Here is a 20,233-nt window from a genome sequence, read left to right as displayed (position 1 = left end):
GTCCTTCTCGTGGGAGCGCTGTGGCTCACTCGGAGCGCACTAGGAATTCACTCGTGAGGAACGGACCCCGGAAACGCCGAAGGCCGCCCCTCGGCGGCCTTCGCGAAGTCGTGCGTACGCGCAGTCAGTGGGCCGCCGGATGAGCGGTCCACCACCAGTTCTGGTCGGAATGCGCGAACATGCCGGGAACCCTACCGCATGCCTTTCGGGCGCGGCGGGAGCCCTGTCCACGGAATGTAGCGGGTGTCTCACTTGATGGGCATGGCCCGGAGACGCCGTGAGGACCCCGTAATGTTGACGACGTGACCGTGAACGCTAAGACCAGCCCGAGCGCTGGCAACACCTGGCGAGACCTGCCCGCGGCGCAGCAGCCCGATTACCCCGACGTCGAGGCTCTGCGCGCAGCGATCGCGGACCTCGAGTCGTATCCGCCGCTCGTCTTCGCGGGCGAGTGCGACCAGCTGCGCGCCCGGATGGCGGCCGTCGCCAAGGGAGAGGCGTTCCTCCTCCAGGGCGGCGACTGCGCCGAGGCCTTCGACGCCGTTTCCGCCGACCACATCCGCAACAAGCTCAAGACGCTGCTCCAGATGGGCGCCGTCCTGACGTACGCGGCCTCGGTGCCCGTGGTGAAGGTCGGCCGTATCGCCGGCCAGTACTCCAAGCCGCGTTCCAAGCCGACCGAGACCCGCGACGGTGTGACGCTCCCGACCTACCGGGGCGACTCCGTCAACGGCTTCGACTTCACCGAGGCCTCCCGCGTCCCGGACCCGGAGCGGCTGAAGCGGATGTACCACGCGTCCGCCTCCACGCTGAACCTGGTGCGCGCCTTCACCACCGGCGGCTACGCCGACCTGCGCCAGGTGCACGCCTGGAACCAGGACTTCGTGAAGTCGTCGCCCTCCGGCCAGCGCTACGAGCAGCTCGCCCGTGAGATCGACAACGCGCTGAACTTCATGCACGCCTGCGGGGCCGACCCGGAGGAGTTCAAGACCGTCGAGTTCTTCTCCTCGCACGAGGCGCTGCTGCTCGACTACGAGTCCGCGCTCACCCGTGTCGACTCCCGCACCGGGCAGCTCTACGACGTCTCCGGGCACATGGTGTGGATCGGCGAGCGCACCCGGCAGCTGGATCACGCGCACATCGAGTTCGCCTCGCAGATCCGCAACCCGATCGGCATCAAGCTCGGCCCGTCCACGACGGCCGAGGAGGCGCTGCAGTACATCGAGCGTCTGGACCCGGACCGCGAGCCTGGTCGGCTGACCTTCATCGTGCGCATGGGTGCGGACAAGATCCGCGACAAGCTCCCCGAGCTGGTCGAGAAGGTCACCGCCTCCGGCGCCACCGTGGCCTGGGTGACCGATCCCATGCACGGCAACACCTTCGAGGCCGCCTCCGGTCACAAGACCCGCCGCTTCGACGACGTGCTCGACGAGGTCAAGGGCTTCTTCGAGATCCACAAGTCCCTGGGCACCCACCCGGGCGGCATCCACGTCGAGCTCACCGGTGACGACGTCACCGAGTGCGTGGGCGGTGGCGACGAGATCTTCGTCGACGATCTGCACCAGCGCTACGAGACGGCCTGCGACCCGCGTCTGAACCGCAGCCAGTCCCTTGACCTGGCCTTCCTTGTCGCGGAGATGTACCGGGACCAGTGACGGACCAGCCGGTTACCGGCTGCTTTCGGCCATGAAGTGGGGCGCGGATCACATACGATCCGCGCCCCACAGCACTTTTGCGGTTCCGGGCTCCCGGGTAAGGTTAGGTTTGCCTCACCGATCATCGGACAGTCCGGTACGTCGGGGCGGCACGACCCTTCGACCCCGGCGGGAGGCGATCCGCGTGTATGTCTGCAGCTGCTTCGGTGTGACCGAGGCGCAGGTCAGGAAGCATGCGGAGGACGGCGCCTGCACCCCGCGCCAGATAGCCTCGGCGTGCAAGGCCGGCACCGACTGCGGTTCCTGCGTCCGTCGCATCCAGGCGCTGCTCGGCCGTGGCGCGTGCCCCCGCCGTGAGCTCGCCGACCAGGGCAAGCCGGTGCTCACGGGGCTGGACGCCTCGGACGCCGTCCTGGAAGAAGCCGCCTAGTTTCGGCCACGCCCCGTTCGGCCCTGCCGCGCGGTGGCCGCCTCGCCCGGCTCCACGGTGACCGTGCTCAGCTCTCCGGCTGCTCGATGAGCTGCGCGATGTAGAGGGCCTCACCGAGCTTGTCGAGCAGTTCGAGCTGGGTGTCGAGGTAGTCGATGTGGTGCTCCTCGTCCTCCAGGATCGACTCGAAGATGTTCGCCGACGTGATGTCGCCCTTCTCGCGCATCACCTTGATGCCCCGCTTGAGCCGGTCGATCGCCTCCACCTCGATCTGCCGGTCCGCCTCGAACATCTCCCGCACCGACTGACCGACCCGGACGTGGAACAGCCGCTGGTAGTTCGGCAGGCCGTCCAGGAACAGGATGCGGTCGGTGAGCACCTCGGCGTGCTTCATCTCGTCGAAGGACTCGTGCCGGGTGTACTTCGCGAGCTTCGTCCAGCCGAAGTTCTCCTGCATCTTCGCGTGCAGGAAGTACTGGTTGATCGCGGTCAGCTCACCGGTCAGCTGCTCGTTGAGGAATTCGAGGACCTCGGCGTCGCCGTTCATCGCAGCGGTTCCTTCCACAGGGGGGATGGGGAGGTTGCCGCCGCATGATTGCACCGGCCGAGGAAGATCGTCCAGTAAGTGCGTACTTAGTAAGTAAGTGCATGCTTATCGGCAGTTGTCCGCTTTCGGGCCTCCATGGTCATGTGCACCGTCCGGGGTCTGTCAGGATGGAGCCATGGGTCATCCGGTGGAGCGTGAATCTGGAGAAGCAGCACCGACCGAGCTTCCGCCGGGACAGCGACTGCAGCGGGGCTGGCCGGTCACGCACTACGGACCCGTACCCAAGTTCCGGCCCGAGCGCTGGGAGTTCAGGGTCTTCGGCGCCACCGCCGACGGTGAGAAGCACTGCTGGAACCACGAGGAGTTCACGGCCCTGCCGCACACCACCGTCGTGGCCGATCTGCACTGCGTCACGAAGTTCAGCATGATCGGCGCGGAGTGGGGCGGCGTCCCCGCCCGGACCGTCCTGGAGATCGCGCCGCCCGCCGCCGATGTCACCCATGTGATGGTATGGGCGGAGTACGGCTTCAGCTCCAATCTGCGGCTGGCGGACTTCGCCTCCGAGCGCACGATCTTCGCCACCCACAAGGACGGCGAACTCCTCACCGCCGAGCACGGCTTCCCGCTGCGCCTGATCGTCCCGCACCTGTACGCCTGGAAGGGGCCCAAGTGGGTCCGGGGCGTGGAGTACATGACCGCCGACCGCCGCGGCTTCTGGGAGGAGCGCGGCTATCACAACCTCGGCGACCCCTGGAAGGAACAGCGCTACTCCTACCAGGAGGAGCCCGGCGACGGTCCTGAGCTGTAGCGCCTTTCCGGCGTGGAGGGGGGCTCCGGGCCGTGACCCGACCCCGCGACACGTGTCGTCCGCCGCCCGGCGCCGCGGGTCAGTGGTGGTACTGGTGGACCACCGCGTGGCCCTTGCCGCGGCCGATCATCCACTTGTTGACGGGTGTGGTGATGATGAAGGCCGCCACCAGGGCGATGGCCAGCACCCACCAGAACTTCGCGTCGTCGAGGTGCGCGTCCATGGCGCCCGGCCACAGGGCGATCACACCGTTGTCGATCAGCTCCATCACGGCGATCGAGATCGTGTCGGCGGCCAGCGCGACCTTCACCGCGGCCCGCAGCTCGACCCCGGCCTTCAGTACGCCCCACAGGGTGAGCGAGTAGCCGAAGAAGAACGCCAGGACGATCGCGAGGATCATCGTCGGCGCGTTGCCCCAGCCCAACGCGGTACCGATGACCATGCCGAGCACCTCGCCGATGGCACACCCGGTGAGGCAGTGCAGGGTCGCCTTCGCGGCCATGGACCAGCTGGCCCCGCCGCCGTGGTGATGCGCGTGATCCTGGTGGCCGTGGCCGGCGTGAGCCGTGTGGTCGGCGTGGTCCTTGTGGCTCGTGCGGTCGGCGTGGCTCGCGTGGGCGTCATGGGTCGCGTGGTCGGCGTGGTGCGCCACGTGGCCCTCACGACCCTGGCCCTCGTGCTGGTGCGCGGTGTGCGTCTCGTGCTCCATGTCTGCCCCCATAGCCGGACAACGGTTCCTGCGCTGTTACAGGAACCGTATACCCCCGGGGGGTATTCCCGCCAGGGCTTATCCGTCGCGCAGTTTCTTCAGTCGCTCCACGTCACCCGCATGGCCCTCCTTCCCGCCGGGCGTCTCGATGATCAGGGGCACCCCCTCGGTCGCCGGGTGGGTCATCAGCGCGCGGAAGGGGTCCTCGCCGATGTGCCCGGCGCCGATGTTGGCGTGCCGGTCCCGGTGGGCGCCCACCTCGGCCTCGGAGTCGTTGGCGTGGATCAGCTTCAGCCGGCCCTCGCCCACCGTGTCCACCAGCAGATCCAGGGTCTGGTGCATGCCGCTCGGCCCGGTCAGGTCGTGCCCGGCGGCGAAGACATGGCAGGTGTCGAGGCAGATCCCCAGCTTCGGGTGGGCGTCCAGCGCCTCGAAGTAGGGGCCGAAGTCCCAGGTCCGTGAGCACAGCGAGAACCCCTGGCCGGCCGTGGACTCCAGTAGCAGGAACGGGTCGTCGTCATGGGTCAGCTCGTCCAGCAGCGGCAGCATGTGCTCGCGCACCTGCTTCAGCGCCACCGAGCGCTCCCGGCCCCCGGTCGCGCTGCCGGTGTGCACGACCACACCCAGCGCGCCGATCTCCCGGCCCCGCCGCAGCGAGTGCCGCAGCGAGGCGACCGACTTCTCGACGGTCGCCTCGGTGTGGGAGCCGAAGTTGATCAGGTACGGGGCGTGCACATACGCCGGGATCGACTCCTCGGCGCACGCCGCCCGGAACGCCTCGTCCTCGCGGGGGTTCCCGGCCGGGGTCGCCCAGCCGCGCGGGTTGGCGACGAAGACCTGCACGGTCTCGGCCCTGAGGTCACGGGCGTAGGTCAGTCCTACGGTGCTCAGACCGCCGGCGACGGGCACATGACTGCCGACGGGGTTGCGGGACGGACCGGGGACCGGGCCGGAACGGCCATGGGACTGCTGCTCACTGCTCACCCGTTCAGGGTGTCATGGCCCGCGGCCCGGCCGGTCAGCCGATGTCGAGCGTGATCGTCGAACCCTTGGGCGCGGTCTCGCCGCCCGGCACCGACTGGCCCTCGACCTTGTCGCTGAACAGGTCGAGCAGCCCGCGGTCCTCCTTCACCTCGAAGCCCGCCCCCTCCAGCTTCTCCCGGGCCTCGTCCACGCTGTCTCCGACCACGTCCGGCACCTCCACCATGACCGGGCCCTTGGACAGGGTCAGCGTCACGGTGTCACCCTCGGCGGCCTGGCCGCCCGAGTCCGGCGACTGCAGGGCGACCTGACCCTTGTCGTGCTCGGAGTTGATCTGCGCGGAGGCCACCTCGACCTTCAGGCCCGCCTCCAGCAGCTCCGCGCGGGCGTCGGCCAGGTCCTCGCCGACCACGTCCGGGATGTCCACCGGGCTGCCCTTGCTGACGACGATCGCGATCGCCGTCCCCGCGCGCAGCTCGACGCCGCCCTCCGGGTCGGTGCGCAGCACCGCGCCCCTGGGCACCTCGTCGCTGAACTCGCGCGTGACCATGCCCGGTTCGAGGCTCTCGTTCTTCAGGGTCCGCTTGGCGTCGGCCAGCTTCTCGCCGCGCAGCGCGGGCACCCGTACGGTCTCGGGGCCCCGGGAGACGGTGAGCGTCACCGAGTCGTTGTCCCGGATGCGGGCTCCCGGCGCCGGGTCCGTGCTGATCACCAGACCGCGGCGGACGGTGTCGCTGTAGGCCGGCTTGACCTCGCCGACGTCCAGCCCGGCCGCTGACAGCCGCGCGCGGGCCTGCTGCTCGGTCTTCGCCAGCACCGGCGGGACCTGGGTGAACTGGCCGGAGTTGATGTACCAGACGCCCGCGACGACGCCCAGCACCAGCAGCACGGCCGCGACGACGGAGACCAGCCCGCGCCGGGGCAGCGGCCGGGGGCGCGGCGGCAGCGGCGCGGGGCTGGCCAGCCTGCTGGTGTGGTGGCGCTCCTCCTCGTTCACCGGCAGCGGGCGGGGGACCGTCAGCGAGCGCGGGATCACGCTCGTGCGGTCCTCCGTGTTCGCGTGCTCCGTGGTGAGCGCCTGCGGCGGTACCGCCTCCAGCTGCTCGTCGCTCAGCCCGGCCCGCGCCTCGCGCAGCCGCGCCAGCAGCGCCACCGCGTCGTACGGCCGGATCTCCGGGGTCCGCGCGGTCGCCGCGGCGACCAGCTCGTCCAGCTCGTACGCCAGCCCCGGCACGGACGCCGACGGCGGCGGCACGTCCTCGTGGACATGCTTGTAGAGGATCTGCGCGGGGGAGTCCCCGTGGTGCGGCCTGCCGCCGGTGAGCATCTCGTAGAGCATCACGCCGCACGCGTACACGTCCACGCGCGGATCCGCGGCACCCTGCTCGATCTGCTCGGGCGCGAGATACGACACGGTCCCGAGGACCGTCCCCGTGGTGTTGGTGACGGTGTCCACCGACCGCACGAGACCGAAGTCGGCGACCTTCACCCGGCCGTCGTCCCCTATGAGCACGTTCTCCGGCTTCATGTCCCGGTGCACGAACCCGGCCCGGTGCGCGCCCCCCAGCGCGGCCAGCATCGGCTCCAGGATGTCCAGCGCGGCCCGCGGCTGGAGCGCGCCGCGCTCGCGCAGCACGTCCCGCAGGGTGCAGCCGGCGATGTACTCCATCGCGAGATACACGTACGACCCGTCGGCGCCCTGGTCGAAGACCTGCACCACATTGGGGTGCGCGAGCCGGGCCACGGACTTCGCCTCGCGGATGAACCGGTCCACGAACGACCCGTCGGCGGCCAGCGTCGGGTGCATCACCTTCAGCGCGAGCACGCGGTCGAGGCGGGTGTCCACGGCCCGGTAGACCGTGGCCATCCCGCCGACCGCGATCCGTGCCTCGATGCGATAACGCCCGTCGAGCACCTGCCCGACCAGAGGGTCCTGAAGGGTCGTGTCCACGCTGCGAGTCTACGAGCCGCCACCGACACCCCCACCGCTTGCACGGGATAGGGGCGAGACTGCAGCCGACCTGTGACCGAGCGTGGCACCGCCTTGTCCGTGAGCAGGCTTAACCGCCGGAGCTCACCGCCGTAGGCAGGCGTTCACCGCCGGGGTTCCGGACACCCCCGTGGGCAGGCGTTCCGCAAGGGCGGAACGGGTGGGCACGGCGACCAACGCCCAGGGCCTCGCAAGCGACCCTCAGAACGCCGGCCTCTCGGGATCCAACCGCGCCAAGCCCTCCGCAGGAGACGACGCCTCGGCGAAGTGCCGCTTCGGAATCCGCCCCGCCCGGTACGCGAGCCGCCCCGCCTCGACCCCCGCCTTCATCGCGGCGGCCATCAGCACCGGCTCCTGCGCCCGGGTCACCGCGGACGCCAGCATCACCCCGGCGCACCCCAGTTCCATCGCCAGCGCCACGTCCGACGCCGTACCGGCACCCGCGTCCAGAATCACCGGCACGCGCGCGTGCTCCACGATCAGCTGGAAGTTGTGCGGGTTCCGGATGCCCAGCCCGGACCCGATCGGCGACCCCAGCGGCATGACCGCCGCGCAGCCCACGTCCTCCAGCTTCCGGGCGAGAACGGGGTCGTCGTTGGTGTACGGCAGCACGGTGAAACCGTCCTCGACCAGCGTCTCGGCCGCGTCCAGCAGCTCGACGGGGTCCGGCAGCAGCGTCCGCTCGTCGGCGATGACCTCCAGCTTGACCAGGTCGGTGCCGAGCGCCTCCCGGGCCAGCCGGGCGGTCAGCACCGCCTCGCCCGCGGTGAAACAGCCCGCCGTGTTCGGCAGCACCCGGATGCCGAGCCTCTCCAGCACGGACAGCACCGAGCCGTGCACCGAGGCGTCGACCCGGCGCATCGCGACCGTGGTCAGCTCCGTCCCGGACGCCAGCAGCGCCCGCTCCAGCACCTCCAGGCTGGGCGCACCCCCCGTACCCATGATCAGCCGGGAGCCGAACGTCGTACCGCCGAGGACAAACGGATCGTCGGCCATGGTCAGCCTCCCTGTACGGCGGTGAGGACCTCGACACGGTCGCCGTCGGCGAGCGCGGTGGCGGGCCACTGCGCGCGCGGGACGACGGTCTCGTTGAGGGCGGCGGCCACCCCGGAGGGAGCCGCGGTGAGGGACGTCACGAGCGCGTCGAGAGCCGTGCCCGGCTCGATCCACCTGCGCTCGCCGTTGACCGAGATGTTCATACGGGCTGCTCCGTGAGTGCGGCGGCGAACCGCCGGGGCGTGAAGGGGCGGGCCTCCTCGGGGAGTTCACCGGTGGCCAGGGCATGCGCCAGGGCGTCGCCGGTGACGGGCGTGAGGAGCACGCCGTTGCGGTAATGGCCGGTGGCCAGCAGCAGGCCGTCCAGACCGGTCGGGCCGAGCAGCGGCGCGTTGTCGGGGGAGCCGGGGCGCAGCCCGGCGCGGGTCTCCGTCAGCGGCAGCTCGGTGATGCCGGGGACCAGCTCATGGGCGTCGCGCAGCAGCTCGTACACGCCGCCCGCGGTGACCGTGGTGTCCCAGCCCAGCTCCTCGCTGGTGGCCCCGACGACCAGTTCGCCGTTCTCGCGCGGGACGAGGTAGACATGGCTGCCGCGCACCACCGCGCGGACGGTCCGGTTGAGGAAGGGCGCGTACCGCTTCGGCACGGTCAGCCGCAGCACCTGCCCCTTCACCGGCCGCACCGGCGGCAGCAGGTCGTCCGGCACCCCCGCCAGCTGCCCGCTGCGACTGCCCGCCGCGAGCACGACCTGTCCGGCGCCCAGCAGGACGCCCTCGTCCGTGAGGACGCCGGTCGCGCGTCCGCGCTCCACGACGAGCCGTTCGGCCCACTCCCGGTGGAAGCGCACCCCGGCCCGTTCGCAGGCCGCCACCAGCGCAGCGGCCAGTCGCCGCGGGTCGATCTGGTGGTCGCCGTCCACCCGCAGCCCGCCGCGCACCCCCGGCGCCAGCATCGGCTCCAGGCGCCGGCACTCCCGCCCCGACAGCCACTGCGAGTCCAGCCCCGACTGCTGCTGCAGGGCGTGCAGTTCCCGCAGATGAGCCCGGTCGTCGGCGTCCAGCGCGACGGCCAGCGTGCCGCACTGCCGGTAGCCGAGGTCGTGCCCGGTGAGGTCGGTGAGCTCGGCGGCGAAGTCCGGGTAGCGGCGCGCCGAGGCGAGGTTCAGGCCGAGCAGGGTCTGCTCGCCGTAGTGCAGTTCGGTGACGGCGGCCAGCATCCCGGCCGCCACCTGCGCGGCTCCGCCGCCCGGTTCGCGGTCCACGACGACCGTGCCGAAACCCCGTTGCGCGGCCCGCCAGGCCGTGACCAGACCGATGATGCCGCCCCCGACCACGAGGACGTCTGACGTACGCGACATGGGCGTCCAGCCCCTCCCTTCGCCGGCATGACCCGGATCAGGTTCGTACGGTCGGAGGCCGCCCGCCTCCCTCTCAGCCCGGTGCGCCGGGCTCCCGCGAGTGCTTTACGTTGGCCCCACCCTAGCTGTTGGTCCGGCGCATCTGTAAGGGAGCCCTTCGCCCATGGCACGCCCGCCCGTCCCCCACCCCAACCCTCGGACGAGGGACTCCGCCCCGCCCTGTCGATCGCTCGACGGTCTGGTCCTCTACCCGGTGGCCGACCAGGCACCGGGACAGGTCGGGACCCGCACCCGGTTCGCGTACCACGAGGAGAACGGCGAGATCTGGGCCGACTACGCCGGGGGCGATGTCGTACGCGGGCATCTCGTGGGTACCCGGGAGGGGGACCGGCTCGACTTCCGGTACGTCCAGCTCAAGCGCGACGGCGCCACCTCTTCGGGGCACTGCGTGTCGCTGGTCGTGGAGCTGCCCGACGGGCGGATACGGCTGGAGGAGAGCTGGGAGTGGGAGTCGCAGTCGGGCAGCGGGACGAGTGTTGTGGAGCAGGTCACGGAACACGCCCCCTGACTGACGGTTTGTCAGTTGTCTATGGTGATCAGGTGAGCGAGCAGACGCAGGAACGAGGAGTGTCCCCGGTGCGGCGGGTCGTCGTCGTGGGCGCGGGCATGGCAGGCGTGCAGACCGCGGTCGCGCTGCGTGAGCAGGGCTTCCCGGGCGCGGTCGTGCTGATCGGCGCCGAGCCCCACCAGCCCTACGACCGTCCGCCGCTGTCCAAGGCCGTGCTGCTCGGCACCGCCGAGGGCTCCGCGTTCGACGTCGACTTCGAGGCCCTCGACATCGAGCTGCACCTTGGCCGCGAGGTCCTCGGTGTGCGTCCGGGCGACCACGAGCTGGACACCGCCGAGGGGCCGGTCCCGTACGACGTCCTGGTACTGGCGACCGGCGCCGAACCGATCCGGCTGCCCGGCACGGAGGGTGTCCGGGGCGTGCATCTGCTGCGCACCCTGGACGACGCCGAGCGGCTGCGGCCCGTGCTGGCCGACCAGCACGACATCGTGGTCGTCGGCGCGGGCTGGATCGGCGCCGAGTTCGCCACCGCCGCGCGCGAGGCGGGCTGCGCGGTGACCGTCGTGGAGGCCGCCGACCGGCCGCTGGCCGGTGCCCTGCCCGCGGAGGTCGCCGCCCCGATGACCTCCTGGTACGCCGACAGCGGCGCCGAACTGCGCACCCACGCGCGCGTGCGGCACGTCGAGCCCGGCGAGGTCGTCCTCGACGACGGCACCCGGCTGGCCGCCGGAGCGGTCGTCGTCGGCATCGGAGCCCGGCCCGCCACCGCGTGGCTCGCGGGTTCCGGCATCGAGCTGGGGGAACACGGGGAGGTTTTGGCCGACGCCCATCTGCGTACCTCCGCCCCCGACGTCTACGCCGTCGGCGACTGCGCGTCCTTCCCCTCCGGGAGATACGGCGAGCGGCTGCTGGTCCACCACTGGGACAACGCCCTCCAGGGCCCGCGCACGGTCGCGGAGAACATCATCGGCGCCCAGACGGGCGAGGCCCCGGCCGTGTACGACCCGGTGCCGTACTTCTGGTCCGAGCAGTTCGGCCGCTTCGTCCAGTTCGCAGGCCACCATACGTCCGCCGACACCCTCCTCTGGCGCGGCGACCCCTCCGGCCCCGCCTGGTCGGTCTGCTGGCTGCGCGAAGGCCGCCTCACCGCCCTCCTCGCGGTGGGCCGCCCCCGCGACCTGGCCCAGGCCCGCAAACTGATCGAAGCGGGCGCCCACATGAACCCCGAGCTGCTGAAAGACCCCTCCCGCCCCCTGAAGGCAGCAACAGCAGCACCCTGACCGCCACGCAGCCACACCACCCCCCATCCCCGACGCCCCAAGGCCCCGCCCCCCAAGGGGCGCGGGGAACTGCGCGAAAAACCCACGACGAACCGCGCCCCCTCAAGCCACCCCAGGGGCCATCACCCCCAAGGGGCGCGGGGAACTACGCGAAAACCCACGACGAACCCCGCACCCACAAGCCACCCCAGGAACCCCCCACCCCAAGGGGCGCGGGGAACTGCGCGAAAACCCACGACGAACCCCGCACCCACAAGCCACCCCCGAGGGACACCGCGCACGGCGCGAGAACGACACCACCCCCCACCCCCACCCCGACACCCACAGCCACGCCCAATCGCCACCCAATCAGCGAAGCGCCTACGCTGGGAGGCGTGACCGAGATTGACACAAAGATCGACGCTCTCGTCCCCGCCTGGCTCACCCTCCCCGACATCGCGGAAATGCTCGATGTCGAGGTGACGCGCGTGCGGCAGCTGGTCAAGGAGGGCCAGCTCATCGCCGTACGCCGAGGTGAGAACCGGGCACTGCACGTCCCCGCCGCCTTCATCGACGGGGACAAGATCGTCAAGGGCCTCACCGGCACCCTGACGCTCCTGCGGGACGACGGCTTCACCGACGAAGAGATGCTGGAGTGGCTCTTCACGCCCGACGACAGCCTGCCCGGCACCCCCGCACAGGCACTCAGCGAGAATCGCGGCACGGAGGTGAAGCGCCGCGCCCAGGCGCTCGCCGTCTGACCTGATCAGCAGTCCGGCGTACGGGCCGGGGCACCCGCCCCGGCCCGTACTCCACCGAACGACGGGGGGAACACCCATGCCCGCGACCGCGCGCGCCCAGCTCGCCGACGCCCGGCTCTACCTCTGCACGGACGCCCGCCGACACCGGGGCGACCTGCCCGAGTTCCTGGACGCGGTCCTCGCGGGCGGGGTCGACATCGTGCAGCTGCGCGACAAGGGCATGGAGGCCGGCGAGGAGCTGGAGCACCTGAAGGTCTTCGCAGACGCCTGCGCCCGGCACGGCAAGCTCCTCGCGGTCAACGACCGCGCGGACGTCGCCCACGCCGCGGGCGCCGACGTCCTGCACCTCGGCCAGGGCGACCTCCCGGTCCCCGCGGCCCGCGCGATCCTCGGCGAGGACGTGCTGGTGGGCCGTTCCACGCACAGCGAGGCGGAGGCCGCCGCGGCCGCCGTCCAGGAGGGCGTGGACTACTTCTGCACCGGCCCGTGCTGGCCCACCCCCACCAAGCCGGGCCGCCACGCCCCCGGCCTGGACCTCGTACGTCACACGGCCCGCCTCGGCACCGAGCGCCCCTGGTTCGCCATCGGCGGCATCGACCTCGGCAATCTCGACGAGGTGCTCGACGCGGGCGCCCGCCGGGTGGTGGTCGTCCGGGCGATCACCGAGGCCGACGACCCGGCAGCGGCGGCGGCGGAGTTCGCCAAGCGGCTGCGGGCCGCGTAGGCCCGGGCGATCTTCGAACATGTCCGTGCTGGTCGTATAGCGAGACACCCACAGGTATCGATCGGGTCATTCCGGACACTTCATGTCCACCCCTTGGACAAGAGTCCGGCAATTCGGGCAAATTCCCGGGATCCGGTTGGGGGACGGTCGCCCCCTGGCTAACCTGCCGGTATGGCCCTAGGAACCGCATCGACCAGGACTGATCGCGCACGCACCGTGCGTGACATGCTCGCCGCCGGCAAGAAGACGTACTCCTTCGAGTTCTCCGCGCCGAAGACCCCCAAGGGCGAGAAGAACCTGTGGAACGCGCTCCGCCGGGTCGAGGCGGTCTCTCCCGACTTCGTCTCCGTCACCTACGGTGCCGGCGGCTCGACCCGCGCGGGCACGGTCAAGGAGACCCAGCAGATCGTCGTGGACACGACCCTCACCCCGGTCGCCCACCTCACCGCGGTCAACCACTCCATCGCGGAACTGCGCAACATCATCGGCCAGTACGCCGACGCCGGTATCCGCAACATGCTCGCCGTGCGCGGCGACCCGCCGGGCGACCCGATGGGCGACTGGGTGCCCCACCCCAAGGGCCTGACCTACGCCGCCGAACTCGTCCGGCTCATCAAGGAGTCGGGCGACTTCTGCGTCGGCGTGGCGGCCTTCCCGGAGATGCACCCGCGCTCCGGTGACTGGGACGCCGACGTCGAGCACTTCGTCGACAAGTGCCGCGCCGGAGCCGACTACGCCATCACGCAGATGTTCTTCCAGCCGGAGTCGTATCTGCGGCTGCGTGACCGAGTCGAGGCCGCGGGCTGCGAGACCCCGGTGATCCCCGAGGTCATGCCCGTGACCAGCGTCCGGATGCTGGAGCGGCTGCCTCAGCTCAGCAACGCCCGCATCCCGGCCGAGCTGAAAGAGCGGATCCTCACAGCCAAAGACAATCCCGCCGCTGTACGCTCCATCGGTATCGAGTTCGCCACCGAGTTCTGTGCACGGCTGCTGGCCGAGGGTGTCCCCGGACTGCACTTCATCACGCTCAACAACTCCACGGCGACCCTGGAAATCTACGAGAACCTGGGCCTGCACCACCCCCCGCAGGCCTAGACCTGCCGCACCGGTATACGACACACTGCGTAGCGGTCACTGGGAGAGGGGCGTACATGGGCTGGACGGTCCTCTACATCGCGTTCGGAGTCGTCGCACTGTGGCTGCTCGGCGAGGTGCTGCTGCAGTACAAGGCACGGCTGCGCTGGCGGCTGCTCGCCTTCGCGGGCTTCCTCGGCGTGGTCGCCGGTGTGCTGATCTCCTCGGTCGTGGTCATCGGCCTCGGTGCCTGCGCCTTCGCGCTCGGGCAGGTCTACGTCACGATGTCCTTCCGCCGCGGCTTCAAGTCCGGCTGGGCGGTCAACCGTCCCGGCGCCGACCGGGACCGTGACGACGAGTACCAGGACCCGACCCTGGAGGTCTCCGACCTGGAGGAGACCGACCGCGGCGCGGCCGCCGACCACCGCCGCGCGGAGTCCGGCTACGCCCAGGACGACGACTACGACCACGACGACGTCTTCACGCCCACCCGCACCCCGGAGCCCGCGGCCGCCGAGACCACCGACGTCTACCAGCCCCAGCCCCTCCCCGAGGACACCGGCTCCTACGGCGTATACAGGGACGGCTACACCCAGCCCGCGCAGCCCCAGGACCAGTACGCCGCGACCGCCCAGAGCACCGACCAGGGCTACGGCTACGACGCCTACTCCGGCTACGGCCAGCAGCAGACCTACGGCTACGACGCCACGGGCGAGCAGCAGTACGCCGCCTACTCCGACCCGTACATCGGCACCCAGAGCTACGGCGGCGCCTCGTACGACACCAGCTACGGCGGTCAGCAGCAGTACGGCCAGCAGGCCTACGGCCAGGACCAGTACGCCACCGGCGGCTACGGCGAGTCCACCCCGGCCGACGGGGTCTGGGTGCCCCAGCAGCGCACCGACGAGCAGTACGGCACCGACCTTCCCCAGGACCAGGGATACCCCTACCAGGGCGGCGACGGCCAGTCCCAGGGCACCGGCTACGACGAGCACTACCGCTACTGAGAGTGACCTCCACCCGCTCCTGAGGAGCCTGTCCGCCTGACGGCCCGACCCAGCGCGCTCACTGCGAGCCGCGGAACTCCGGCCCCTCCACGATCAGACCCGCCACCAGGGCGCCCGACATGCCCGCGTGGGGCAGGCCGCCGCCCGGGTGGGCCCAGCCGCCCGCGGTGAACAGGCCCGGCAGGGCGGTGGAGTTGGCCGGGTGCAGCAGCCGGCCCGCGCCCGCCGCCAGCGAGGGCGCCGGAATCCCGCCCCCCTCCGCGCCGGTCTCGGCCGCGATGTCGGCGGGGGTGCGGACCTCGTGCCACAGGAGGCGGTCCCGCAGTCCGGGCAGGGCGCGCCCGGCCACGGTGATCATGTGCTCGGCCTGCTCCGCGAAGACCTCGGTCTCGGGCCGGCGGCCTCCCGCCCAGGCGGGCACCGCCGATGTGAGGACGACCGCCTCATGACCGGCGTCCGGCACCAGCGCCGGGTCCGCCGGCCGCAGGACGGTGACCGTCGGGCTCCGAAGCATCCCCGAGGGATGCCCGAAGAGCAGGTCCAGTTCGGCCTCCCGGTCCCCGGTGTGCACCACGGTCCGGTGAGCCGCCCCCTCCGGCCGGGCGCCGCGCAGCGCCAGCAGCACCGTCAGACGGCTCGGCAGCCCGCGCTGCGGCGCCACCTCACCCTCGCCGCGCAGAGCCGCATCCGGTGTGAGACGGTCCAGCACACCGGGGGAGACGCAGGCGACCACGAAGTCCGCCTCGGCCGGAGTCCCGCCGTCGGCGGGTTCCACGCCCGCGGCGCGGCCGTCCTTCACAAGGATCCGGGCGACCTCCGCGTCGAAGACGAACTCGACCCGGCGGGCCAGACACCGCTCGTACAGCGCGCGGGCCAGCTCCCGCACGCCGCCCCTGACGTACCACGTGCCGAAGGCGTGCTCCATGTACGGCAGGACCGCCGCGCTCGCCGGGGCCGTGCGCGGGTCCAGGCCGTGGGCGAGGGCGTGGCTCTCCAGCAGGGCGGCCAGCCGGGCGTCGCGCAGCTCCCAGGCGCCGATCTCGGCAAGCGTTCCCGCCCGGCGTGTGCGCAGCATCCGCTTGTGCGGAACCGCCGGATAGGGCTCGCGCTCGGCCAGCACCGACCAGTTGGGCCACAGGGGCTCCTCCAGCAGGGGCCGGCGCGAGCGGTCCCAGGCCTCGCGGGCCCGGACCAGGAAGTCGCCCCAGCGGGCGCCCGCGCCCTTGCCGAGGGCCTCGTCCAGCGCCGCGACCACGCCCGCGCGCGAGGCGTTGGGGAGTGTGACCTCGGTGCCGTCCGCGAAGAGGTGCCGCGCGGACGGGTCGACCTGGACCAGCTCGACGAGGGACTCCAACTGCTCCTTGCCGGTCTTGATGAACAGGTCGCGGTAGACCGCGGGCAGCGGCAGCAGACCGGGGCCGGTGTCGAAGCGGAACCCCTCGCGCTCCAGACGGCGCACCCCGCCGCCGTAGGTGTCCGTCCGCTCGTACACCGTCACCCGGTGGCCCGCGACGGCCAGCCGGGCGGCGCTCGCCATCGCGCCCATCCCGGCGCCGATCACCGCAATCCGTGCCATGCCAGCGACTTTATCGGCCACCACTGACAATCCGGTCGCGGGGCCGTCCGGGGCCCCGGGCCGGCACTCAGGAGTGAGTATCCGTACCTAGGCGCCGAGATGAGTACGCGCGCGGATGGGGCGCGACGGGCCGGAACGGGAGAGTGGAGGCACGGAACGGGGCACTGCGCCGGCACCGCCGACACGGGGCGGCGGAACGGCGCGGCCCCCGACCGCTCCTTCCGCCGACCCGGTCGGCGGGAGCGAGGCACGGGGGGAACCCGGGGGACGACCGCACGGGGGACCGACGGGGGACAAGGGGGGGCACGGGGGAAAGCGAGGCGCCGGTCCGGTCCGGCCCGCGGGGGACGCGGCCGGACCGGACCGGCGTTCTCGTCCGCGCCGGCTCCCGCGCCGGCTCCCGCGCCGGCTCCCGCGCCGGCTCCCGCGCCGTCGTACGCCGCTCAGCGGCGGCCGCTGACCCGCCCCTGGAGCAGCCGCGACAGGGCCGCGTGCACATCGTCCAGGGAGCGCTCCGGCTGGAACGACTGCCAGTCCAGGGCGGCCACCAGCACCATGCCCACCAGGGCGGCCGCGGTCAGCTGGATGTCGATCTCCTCGCTGAGCTCGCCGTTCTTCACGCCCGCGCGCAGCACGTCCTCGACGACCGCGACGACCTGCCGGCGCACCACCATCAGCGTCGACTGCCAGGCCCGGTTGGTGCGCCACAGCTCGGCCACGTACAGCTGGGTGAAGGCCGGGTAGCGGGCGATGAAGCCGAGGCCGGCCCGGATCATCGCGTCCAGGGCGTCCACCTGGGAGCCGCCGCCCCGCACCGTCTGCTCCGCCGCCTCCTGGAGGGAGGCCGTCAGCAGTCCCACGCCGTGCCGCAGCAGCTCCTCGAAGAGGACCGACTTGCTGGCGAAGTTGTAGTAGACGGTGCCCTTCGCGACCCCGGCCCGTTCGGCGATCTCGTCCACCGTCGTGGCGGAGAAGCCCTGCTCGGCGATGAGGGTGACCGCGGCCTCGTAGAGCTTCTGCCGGGTGGCCTCGCGGCGGGTGCTGCCGCCCGACGTGGCGCTGCTGCTTTCCATGGTCCCGATTGTCACAGCAACCGGGCCCCCGACGGCACGGAAGCCGGGTGCTCGGGCGGCTCGACGGAGCGCGGCGGTCTCACAGGGTCAGCTCCGGATGCAGCCGGTCCAGCGTCCACACCTGCTTGCGCCGGGCCGACAGGGCGGTCAGCGCGAGCGCCCCGGCCGTGAACGCGGCGAGCACGGCGCAGGCCTGCCACACCGGGCCCAGTCCGCCGCCGCTGACCAGGCGCCGCAGGGCCTCGACGACATAGGTCATGGGCAGCCAGGGGTGGATGGCGTTGAAGAAGCCCGGACTGGTCTGCACGGGGTAGGTGCCGCCCGCCGAGGTCAGCTGGAGCATCAGCACGGCGAGGACCAGGATGCGGCCGGCCGCGCCGAAGCGGGCGTTGAGCCACTGCACGATCGCCGCGAAGCAGGCCGTGACCAGGCACAGGAAGCCCACCGTCCCGGCCGCCCGCGCCATCTGCAGGCCGATCGCCCAGTGCAGCACCGCCATCAGGGCGGTTGTCTGCAGCGCGCCGATCGCCACGACCGGCAGCCAGCCCGCCAGCGCGATCCGCCAGGCGGAGGCGCCCGCGGCCAGGGCCCGCCGGTTGAGCGGGGAGACGAGCATGTAGGCGACCATCGCGCCGACCCACAGGGACAGCGGGATGAAGTAGGGGGCGAATCCGGTGCCGTAGTTGGGCGCCTTGTGCAGGGCCTGGCTGGCGAGCCGGACCGGGTCGGCCATGACCGCCGTGCGCCGGTCGCGCTCGGACTCGTCGTAGTCGGGGATCGCCTCGGCGCCGTCGTGCAGGCCGTCGGCGAGCTTCCCGGAGCCGTCGACGAGCTTGAACAGGCCCCCGTTCAGGTCGAAGGCGCCCGTCTTCAGCCGGCCGACGCCCTCGTCCAGGTCCACCGCGCCGGTCTTGGCGGTGCCGAGTCCGGAGTGCAGCTTCTTCGCCCCGGCGGCGACCTTGCCGGCGCCCTCGTTCAGCTTGTTGATCTTGGAGACGGCCTCGTCCAGGTCCTCCGACAGATGCGGGGCCCGGTCGGCGAGCGCCTGGGCCTGCTTCTGAAGGGTCGCCAGATGCCGGTCGAGCCTGTCCAGTTCGCCCTTGGGGTCGGCGGCCAGGTCTTCGAGGTCCCGGGCGACCCCCGCCACGTCGGCGGCCGCGTCCTTGGCGAGCTTCAGATCCGGGCAGGCCGCGTCGGGCCCGGTGCCGGGAGTCACGTCGACGGGGGAGCCGGGGGCAGTGGGGACGGGCGGCGGCGTGCCGGCCCGGCAGCGGCTTCGGTACACCTCGGCCAGCCGGTCGGCCGCGTCGCGGGCGTCCCGCGCGGCGGCCGGGGCGCGCTCCTGAAGCTCGTCCAGGTTGTCGCGCACCGCCCCGGCCGCGTCGGCGACGAACTGGGCCGTCTCACCGATGCTCTTCTCGTGCTTGCGCAGGAACGGGCCGACCTTGTCGGCGAGCCCGTTGACCTTGTCGGCGAGCGCCTGCGTGCCCTCGGCGACCTCGGCGGAGCCGTCCTCCAGGTCGCCCGCGCCGGAGTCGAGCCTCTTGACGCCCTTGGAGAGGTCGCCGCTGCCGCTCTTGGCGTCCTTCAGGCCGTCGGCGAGGTCCTTGGAGCCCTTCTCCGCCTTGTCGATGCCGCCCTTGAGCCTGTCGGCGCCGCTCGCGGCCTTCTCGGTCGCTCCGTGGATGTCGGAGAAGGAGATGAAGATCCGGTCCAGGAACGACCGTGAGGTCTTGGTGGACGCCGCCGTGCGCACCTCGCTGAAGACCGTCCGGGAGATCTGGCCGACGATGTAGTTGTTCGCGTCGTTGGTGCGCACCCGCAGGGCGCCCGTCTCCGGGGAGTCGCCCGAGCTGGAGGCGATGCGCTCGCTGAAGTCGGCCGGCATGGTCAGCGACAGGTAGTAGGTGCCGTCCTCGACGCCCGCGCGGGCGTCCTCGGCGCTCACCTCGTGCCAGTCGAAGACTTCGCTCTCGCGCAGCCCCTCGGTGATGTCGTCGCCCGCGCGGACCTTCCTGCCGTCGGCGGTCGCGCCCTTGTCGTCGTTCACCAGGGCGACCGGGAGGCGGTCCAGGCGGCTGTACGGGTCCCAGAACGACCACAGGTACAGCGCGCCGTAGAGCAGCGGCAGCAGCAGGAGCGAGACCAGCGCGGCCCGGGGGAGTCGGCCCCGGGCGAACCGCCGCAGCTCAAGAGCGGCCAGTCTCGGCGAGCGCATCGGCCGCCTCCTTCACTTCGTCGTCACCCGCGCGCGTGGGCCGTGCGGCGTCGCCGGTGTCCGTCGCGCCGCCGCCCCGGCCGGCCTCACCGCCGCCGCGCGACGACGGCCCGGTGGTCGGGGCTGTGCCGGTGGTGTCGCTCGGGTCCTCGGTGGTCGGGGCTGTGCCGGTGGTGCCGCTCGGGTCCTTGGCGGTCACGTCCGTGCCGGTCGTGTCGTTCCGGTCCTCGGCGGTCGCGTCCGTGCCGGTGGTGCCCGAACGGTCCCCGTCGCGCGTGCCGCTCCCGTCCGTCCGCTCGTCGGTCGTGCTGCTCCCGTTCGTCCGCTCGTCAGTCGCCCCGCACCCCTCCGTCCCCCCGTCACCCGCCCCGCACCCCTCCGTCCCCTCGTCGGTCGTGTCCGCCGGGGCGCCCCCCGGAGCCCCCCGGGCGACGGCCCCCCCCCCCCCCCGGGGCGGGCGGGCCCCCCCCCCCCCCGGCGGGGCGCCCCCCGCCCCCGCG

Annotated in this window: 21 protein-coding genes and 1 riboswitch; of the genes, 9 read left to right on the top strand and 12 right to left on the bottom strand. The window is 72.0% G+C overall.

From position 1 onward, the window contains the following. Positions 1-124: 124 nt before the first annotated feature. Complete coding sequence (locus ABZZ79_RS12815) at positions 125-181, bottom strand: trp operon leader peptide (protein ID WP_356689156.1); 57 nt, start codon at positions 179-181, stop codon at positions 125-127. 121 nt (positions 182-302) lie between these two features. On the opposite strand from ABZZ79_RS12815, the gene ABZZ79_RS12810 reads away from it, so the two are divergent. Both ABZZ79_RS12810 and ABZZ79_RS12805 read left to right on the top strand, forming a co-directional pair. Further along, the gene (locus tag ABZZ79_RS12810) at positions 303-1,655 is read left to right on the top strand and encodes a class II 3-deoxy-7-phosphoheptulonate synthase (protein ID WP_356688951.1); all 1,353 of its coding nucleotides are present in this window, start codon (positions 303-305) and stop codon (positions 1,653-1,655) included. Between the two features lie 184 nt (positions 1,656-1,839). Beyond that, on the top strand, positions 1,840-2,085 hold the full coding sequence (locus ABZZ79_RS12805; protein ID WP_356688950.1) for a (2Fe-2S)-binding protein: 246 nt from the start codon (positions 1,840-1,842) through the stop codon (positions 2,083-2,085). 67 nt (positions 2,086-2,152) lie between these two features. Here ABZZ79_RS12805 and bfr read toward each other — a convergent pair whose 3' ends face one another. Next, the gene (gene bfr, locus ABZZ79_RS12800; protein ID WP_356688949.1) at positions 2,153-2,632 is read right to left on the bottom strand and encodes a bacterioferritin; all 480 of its coding nucleotides are present in this window, start codon (positions 2,630-2,632) and stop codon (positions 2,153-2,155) included. Between the two features lie 175 nt (positions 2,633-2,807). Between bfr and ABZZ79_RS12795 the strand changes: the two genes are divergently transcribed. Next, positions 2,808-3,440 (top strand): sulfite oxidase-like oxidoreductase, encoded by a 633-nt coding sequence (locus ABZZ79_RS12795; RefSeq protein ID WP_356688948.1) that lies wholly within the window; start codon positions 2,808-2,810, stop codon positions 3,438-3,440. A 79-nt stretch (positions 3,441-3,519) separates the two neighbouring features. Here ABZZ79_RS12795 and ABZZ79_RS12790 read toward each other — a convergent pair whose 3' ends face one another. From ABZZ79_RS12790 to thiO, 6 genes are all read right to left on the bottom strand, one after another. Further along, positions 3,520-4,149, bottom strand: a complete 630-nt coding sequence (locus ABZZ79_RS12790; protein WP_356688947.1) for a DUF4396 domain-containing protein — start codon at positions 4,147-4,149, stop codon at positions 3,520-3,522. 78 nt (positions 4,150-4,227) lie between these two features. Further along, positions 4,228-5,133 (bottom strand): deoxyribonuclease IV, encoded by a 906-nt coding sequence (locus ABZZ79_RS12785; protein WP_356688946.1) that lies wholly within the window; start codon positions 5,131-5,133, stop codon positions 4,228-4,230. Positions 5,134-5,167: 34 nt separating this feature from the next. Next, a complete protein-coding gene (pknB, locus tag ABZZ79_RS12780) occupies positions 5,168-7,081 on the bottom strand; it encodes a Stk1 family PASTA domain-containing Ser/Thr kinase (protein WP_356688944.1) in 1,914 nt (637 codons plus the stop codon). A gap of 240 nt (positions 7,082-7,321) precedes the next feature. Further along, complete coding sequence (locus ABZZ79_RS12775; RefSeq protein ID WP_356688943.1) at positions 7,322-8,116, bottom strand: thiazole synthase; 795 nt, start codon at positions 8,114-8,116, stop codon at positions 7,322-7,324. Between the two features lie 2 nt (positions 8,117-8,118). Continuing rightward, positions 8,119-8,319: a sulfur carrier protein ThiS gene (gene thiS, locus ABZZ79_RS12770; RefSeq protein ID WP_356688942.1), complete on the bottom strand. Its 201-nt coding sequence runs from the start codon at positions 8,317-8,319 to the stop codon at positions 8,119-8,121. Continuing rightward, the gene (gene thiO / locus ABZZ79_RS12765; protein ID WP_356688941.1) at positions 8,316-9,473 is read right to left on the bottom strand and encodes a glycine oxidase ThiO; all 1,158 of its coding nucleotides are present in this window, start codon (positions 9,471-9,473) and stop codon (positions 8,316-8,318) included. The genes thiS and thiO overlap by 4 nt, the downstream gene beginning before the upstream one ends. Beyond that, positions 9,471-9,581, bottom strand: a riboswitch (TPP riboswitch). It overlaps the preceding gene by 3 nt. A gap of 55 nt (positions 9,582-9,636) precedes the next feature. Between thiO and ABZZ79_RS12760 the strand changes: the two genes are divergently transcribed. From ABZZ79_RS12760 to ABZZ79_RS12735, 6 genes are all read left to right on the top strand, one after another. After that, entirely contained in the window at positions 9,637-10,041 is a 405-nt protein-coding gene (locus ABZZ79_RS12760) for a hypothetical protein (RefSeq protein ID WP_356688940.1), read from the top strand. A gap of 32 nt (positions 10,042-10,073) precedes the next feature. Continuing rightward, positions 10,074-11,321, top strand: a complete 1,248-nt coding sequence (locus ABZZ79_RS12755) for an FAD-dependent oxidoreductase (protein WP_356688939.1) — start codon at positions 10,074-10,076, stop codon at positions 11,319-11,321. A gap of 374 nt (positions 11,322-11,695) precedes the next feature. Further along, the gene (locus ABZZ79_RS12750) at positions 11,696-12,061 is read left to right on the top strand and encodes an Rv2175c family DNA-binding protein (protein ID WP_356688938.1); all 366 of its coding nucleotides are present in this window, start codon (positions 11,696-11,698) and stop codon (positions 12,059-12,061) included. Between the two features lie 76 nt (positions 12,062-12,137). Beyond that, positions 12,138-12,785 carry a thiamine phosphate synthase gene (gene thiE / locus ABZZ79_RS12745; protein WP_356688937.1) on the top strand — a complete coding sequence of 216 codons (648 nt, stop codon included), beginning with the start codon at positions 12,138-12,140 and terminating at the stop codon, positions 12,783-12,785. Between the two features lie 171 nt (positions 12,786-12,956). Next, complete coding sequence (gene metF / locus ABZZ79_RS12740) at positions 12,957-13,880, top strand: methylenetetrahydrofolate reductase [NAD(P)H] (protein ID WP_356688936.1); 924 nt, start codon at positions 12,957-12,959, stop codon at positions 13,878-13,880. Positions 13,881-13,936: 56 nt separating this feature from the next. Next, positions 13,937-14,866 (top strand): hypothetical protein, encoded by a 930-nt coding sequence (locus ABZZ79_RS12735; RefSeq protein ID WP_356688935.1) that lies wholly within the window; start codon positions 13,937-13,939, stop codon positions 14,864-14,866. A gap of 58 nt (positions 14,867-14,924) precedes the next feature. Here the strand turns inward: ABZZ79_RS12735 and ABZZ79_RS12730 are convergent, their stop codons facing one another. The 4 genes from ABZZ79_RS12730 to ABZZ79_RS12715 all read right to left on the bottom strand — a co-directional run bounded on the left by ABZZ79_RS12730 (position 14,925) and on the right by ABZZ79_RS12715 (position 19,932). Then, positions 14,925-16,442: an NAD(P)/FAD-dependent oxidoreductase gene (locus tag ABZZ79_RS12730; protein WP_356688934.1), complete on the bottom strand. Its 1,518-nt coding sequence runs from the start codon at positions 16,440-16,442 to the stop codon at positions 14,925-14,927. A 443-nt stretch (positions 16,443-16,885) separates the two neighbouring features. Further along, on the bottom strand, positions 16,886-17,515 hold the full coding sequence (locus ABZZ79_RS12725; RefSeq protein WP_356688933.1) for a helix-turn-helix domain-containing protein: 630 nt from the start codon (positions 17,513-17,515) through the stop codon (positions 16,886-16,888). 79 nt (positions 17,516-17,594) lie between these two features. Next, entirely contained in the window at positions 17,595-19,733 is a 2,139-nt protein-coding gene (locus tag ABZZ79_RS12720; protein ID WP_356688932.1) for a YhgE/Pip domain-containing protein, read from the bottom strand. Further along, a complete protein-coding gene (locus ABZZ79_RS12715) occupies positions 19,705-19,932 on the bottom strand; it encodes a hypothetical protein (RefSeq protein ID WP_356688931.1) in 228 nt (75 codons plus the stop codon). Before ABZZ79_RS12715 ends, ABZZ79_RS12720 begins: the two co-directional genes overlap by 29 nt. Positions 19,933-20,233: the final 301 nt, after the last annotated feature.

Source organism: Streptomyces sp. NPDC006458, assembly GCF_040612135.1.
In the GTDB taxonomy this organism is placed as follows: domain Bacteria; phylum Actinomycetota; class Actinomycetes; order Streptomycetales; family Streptomycetaceae; genus Streptomyces.
The sequence above is the reverse complement of the archived record's forward strand: the minus strand, read 5'-3'. Positions and strand labels throughout refer to the sequence as shown.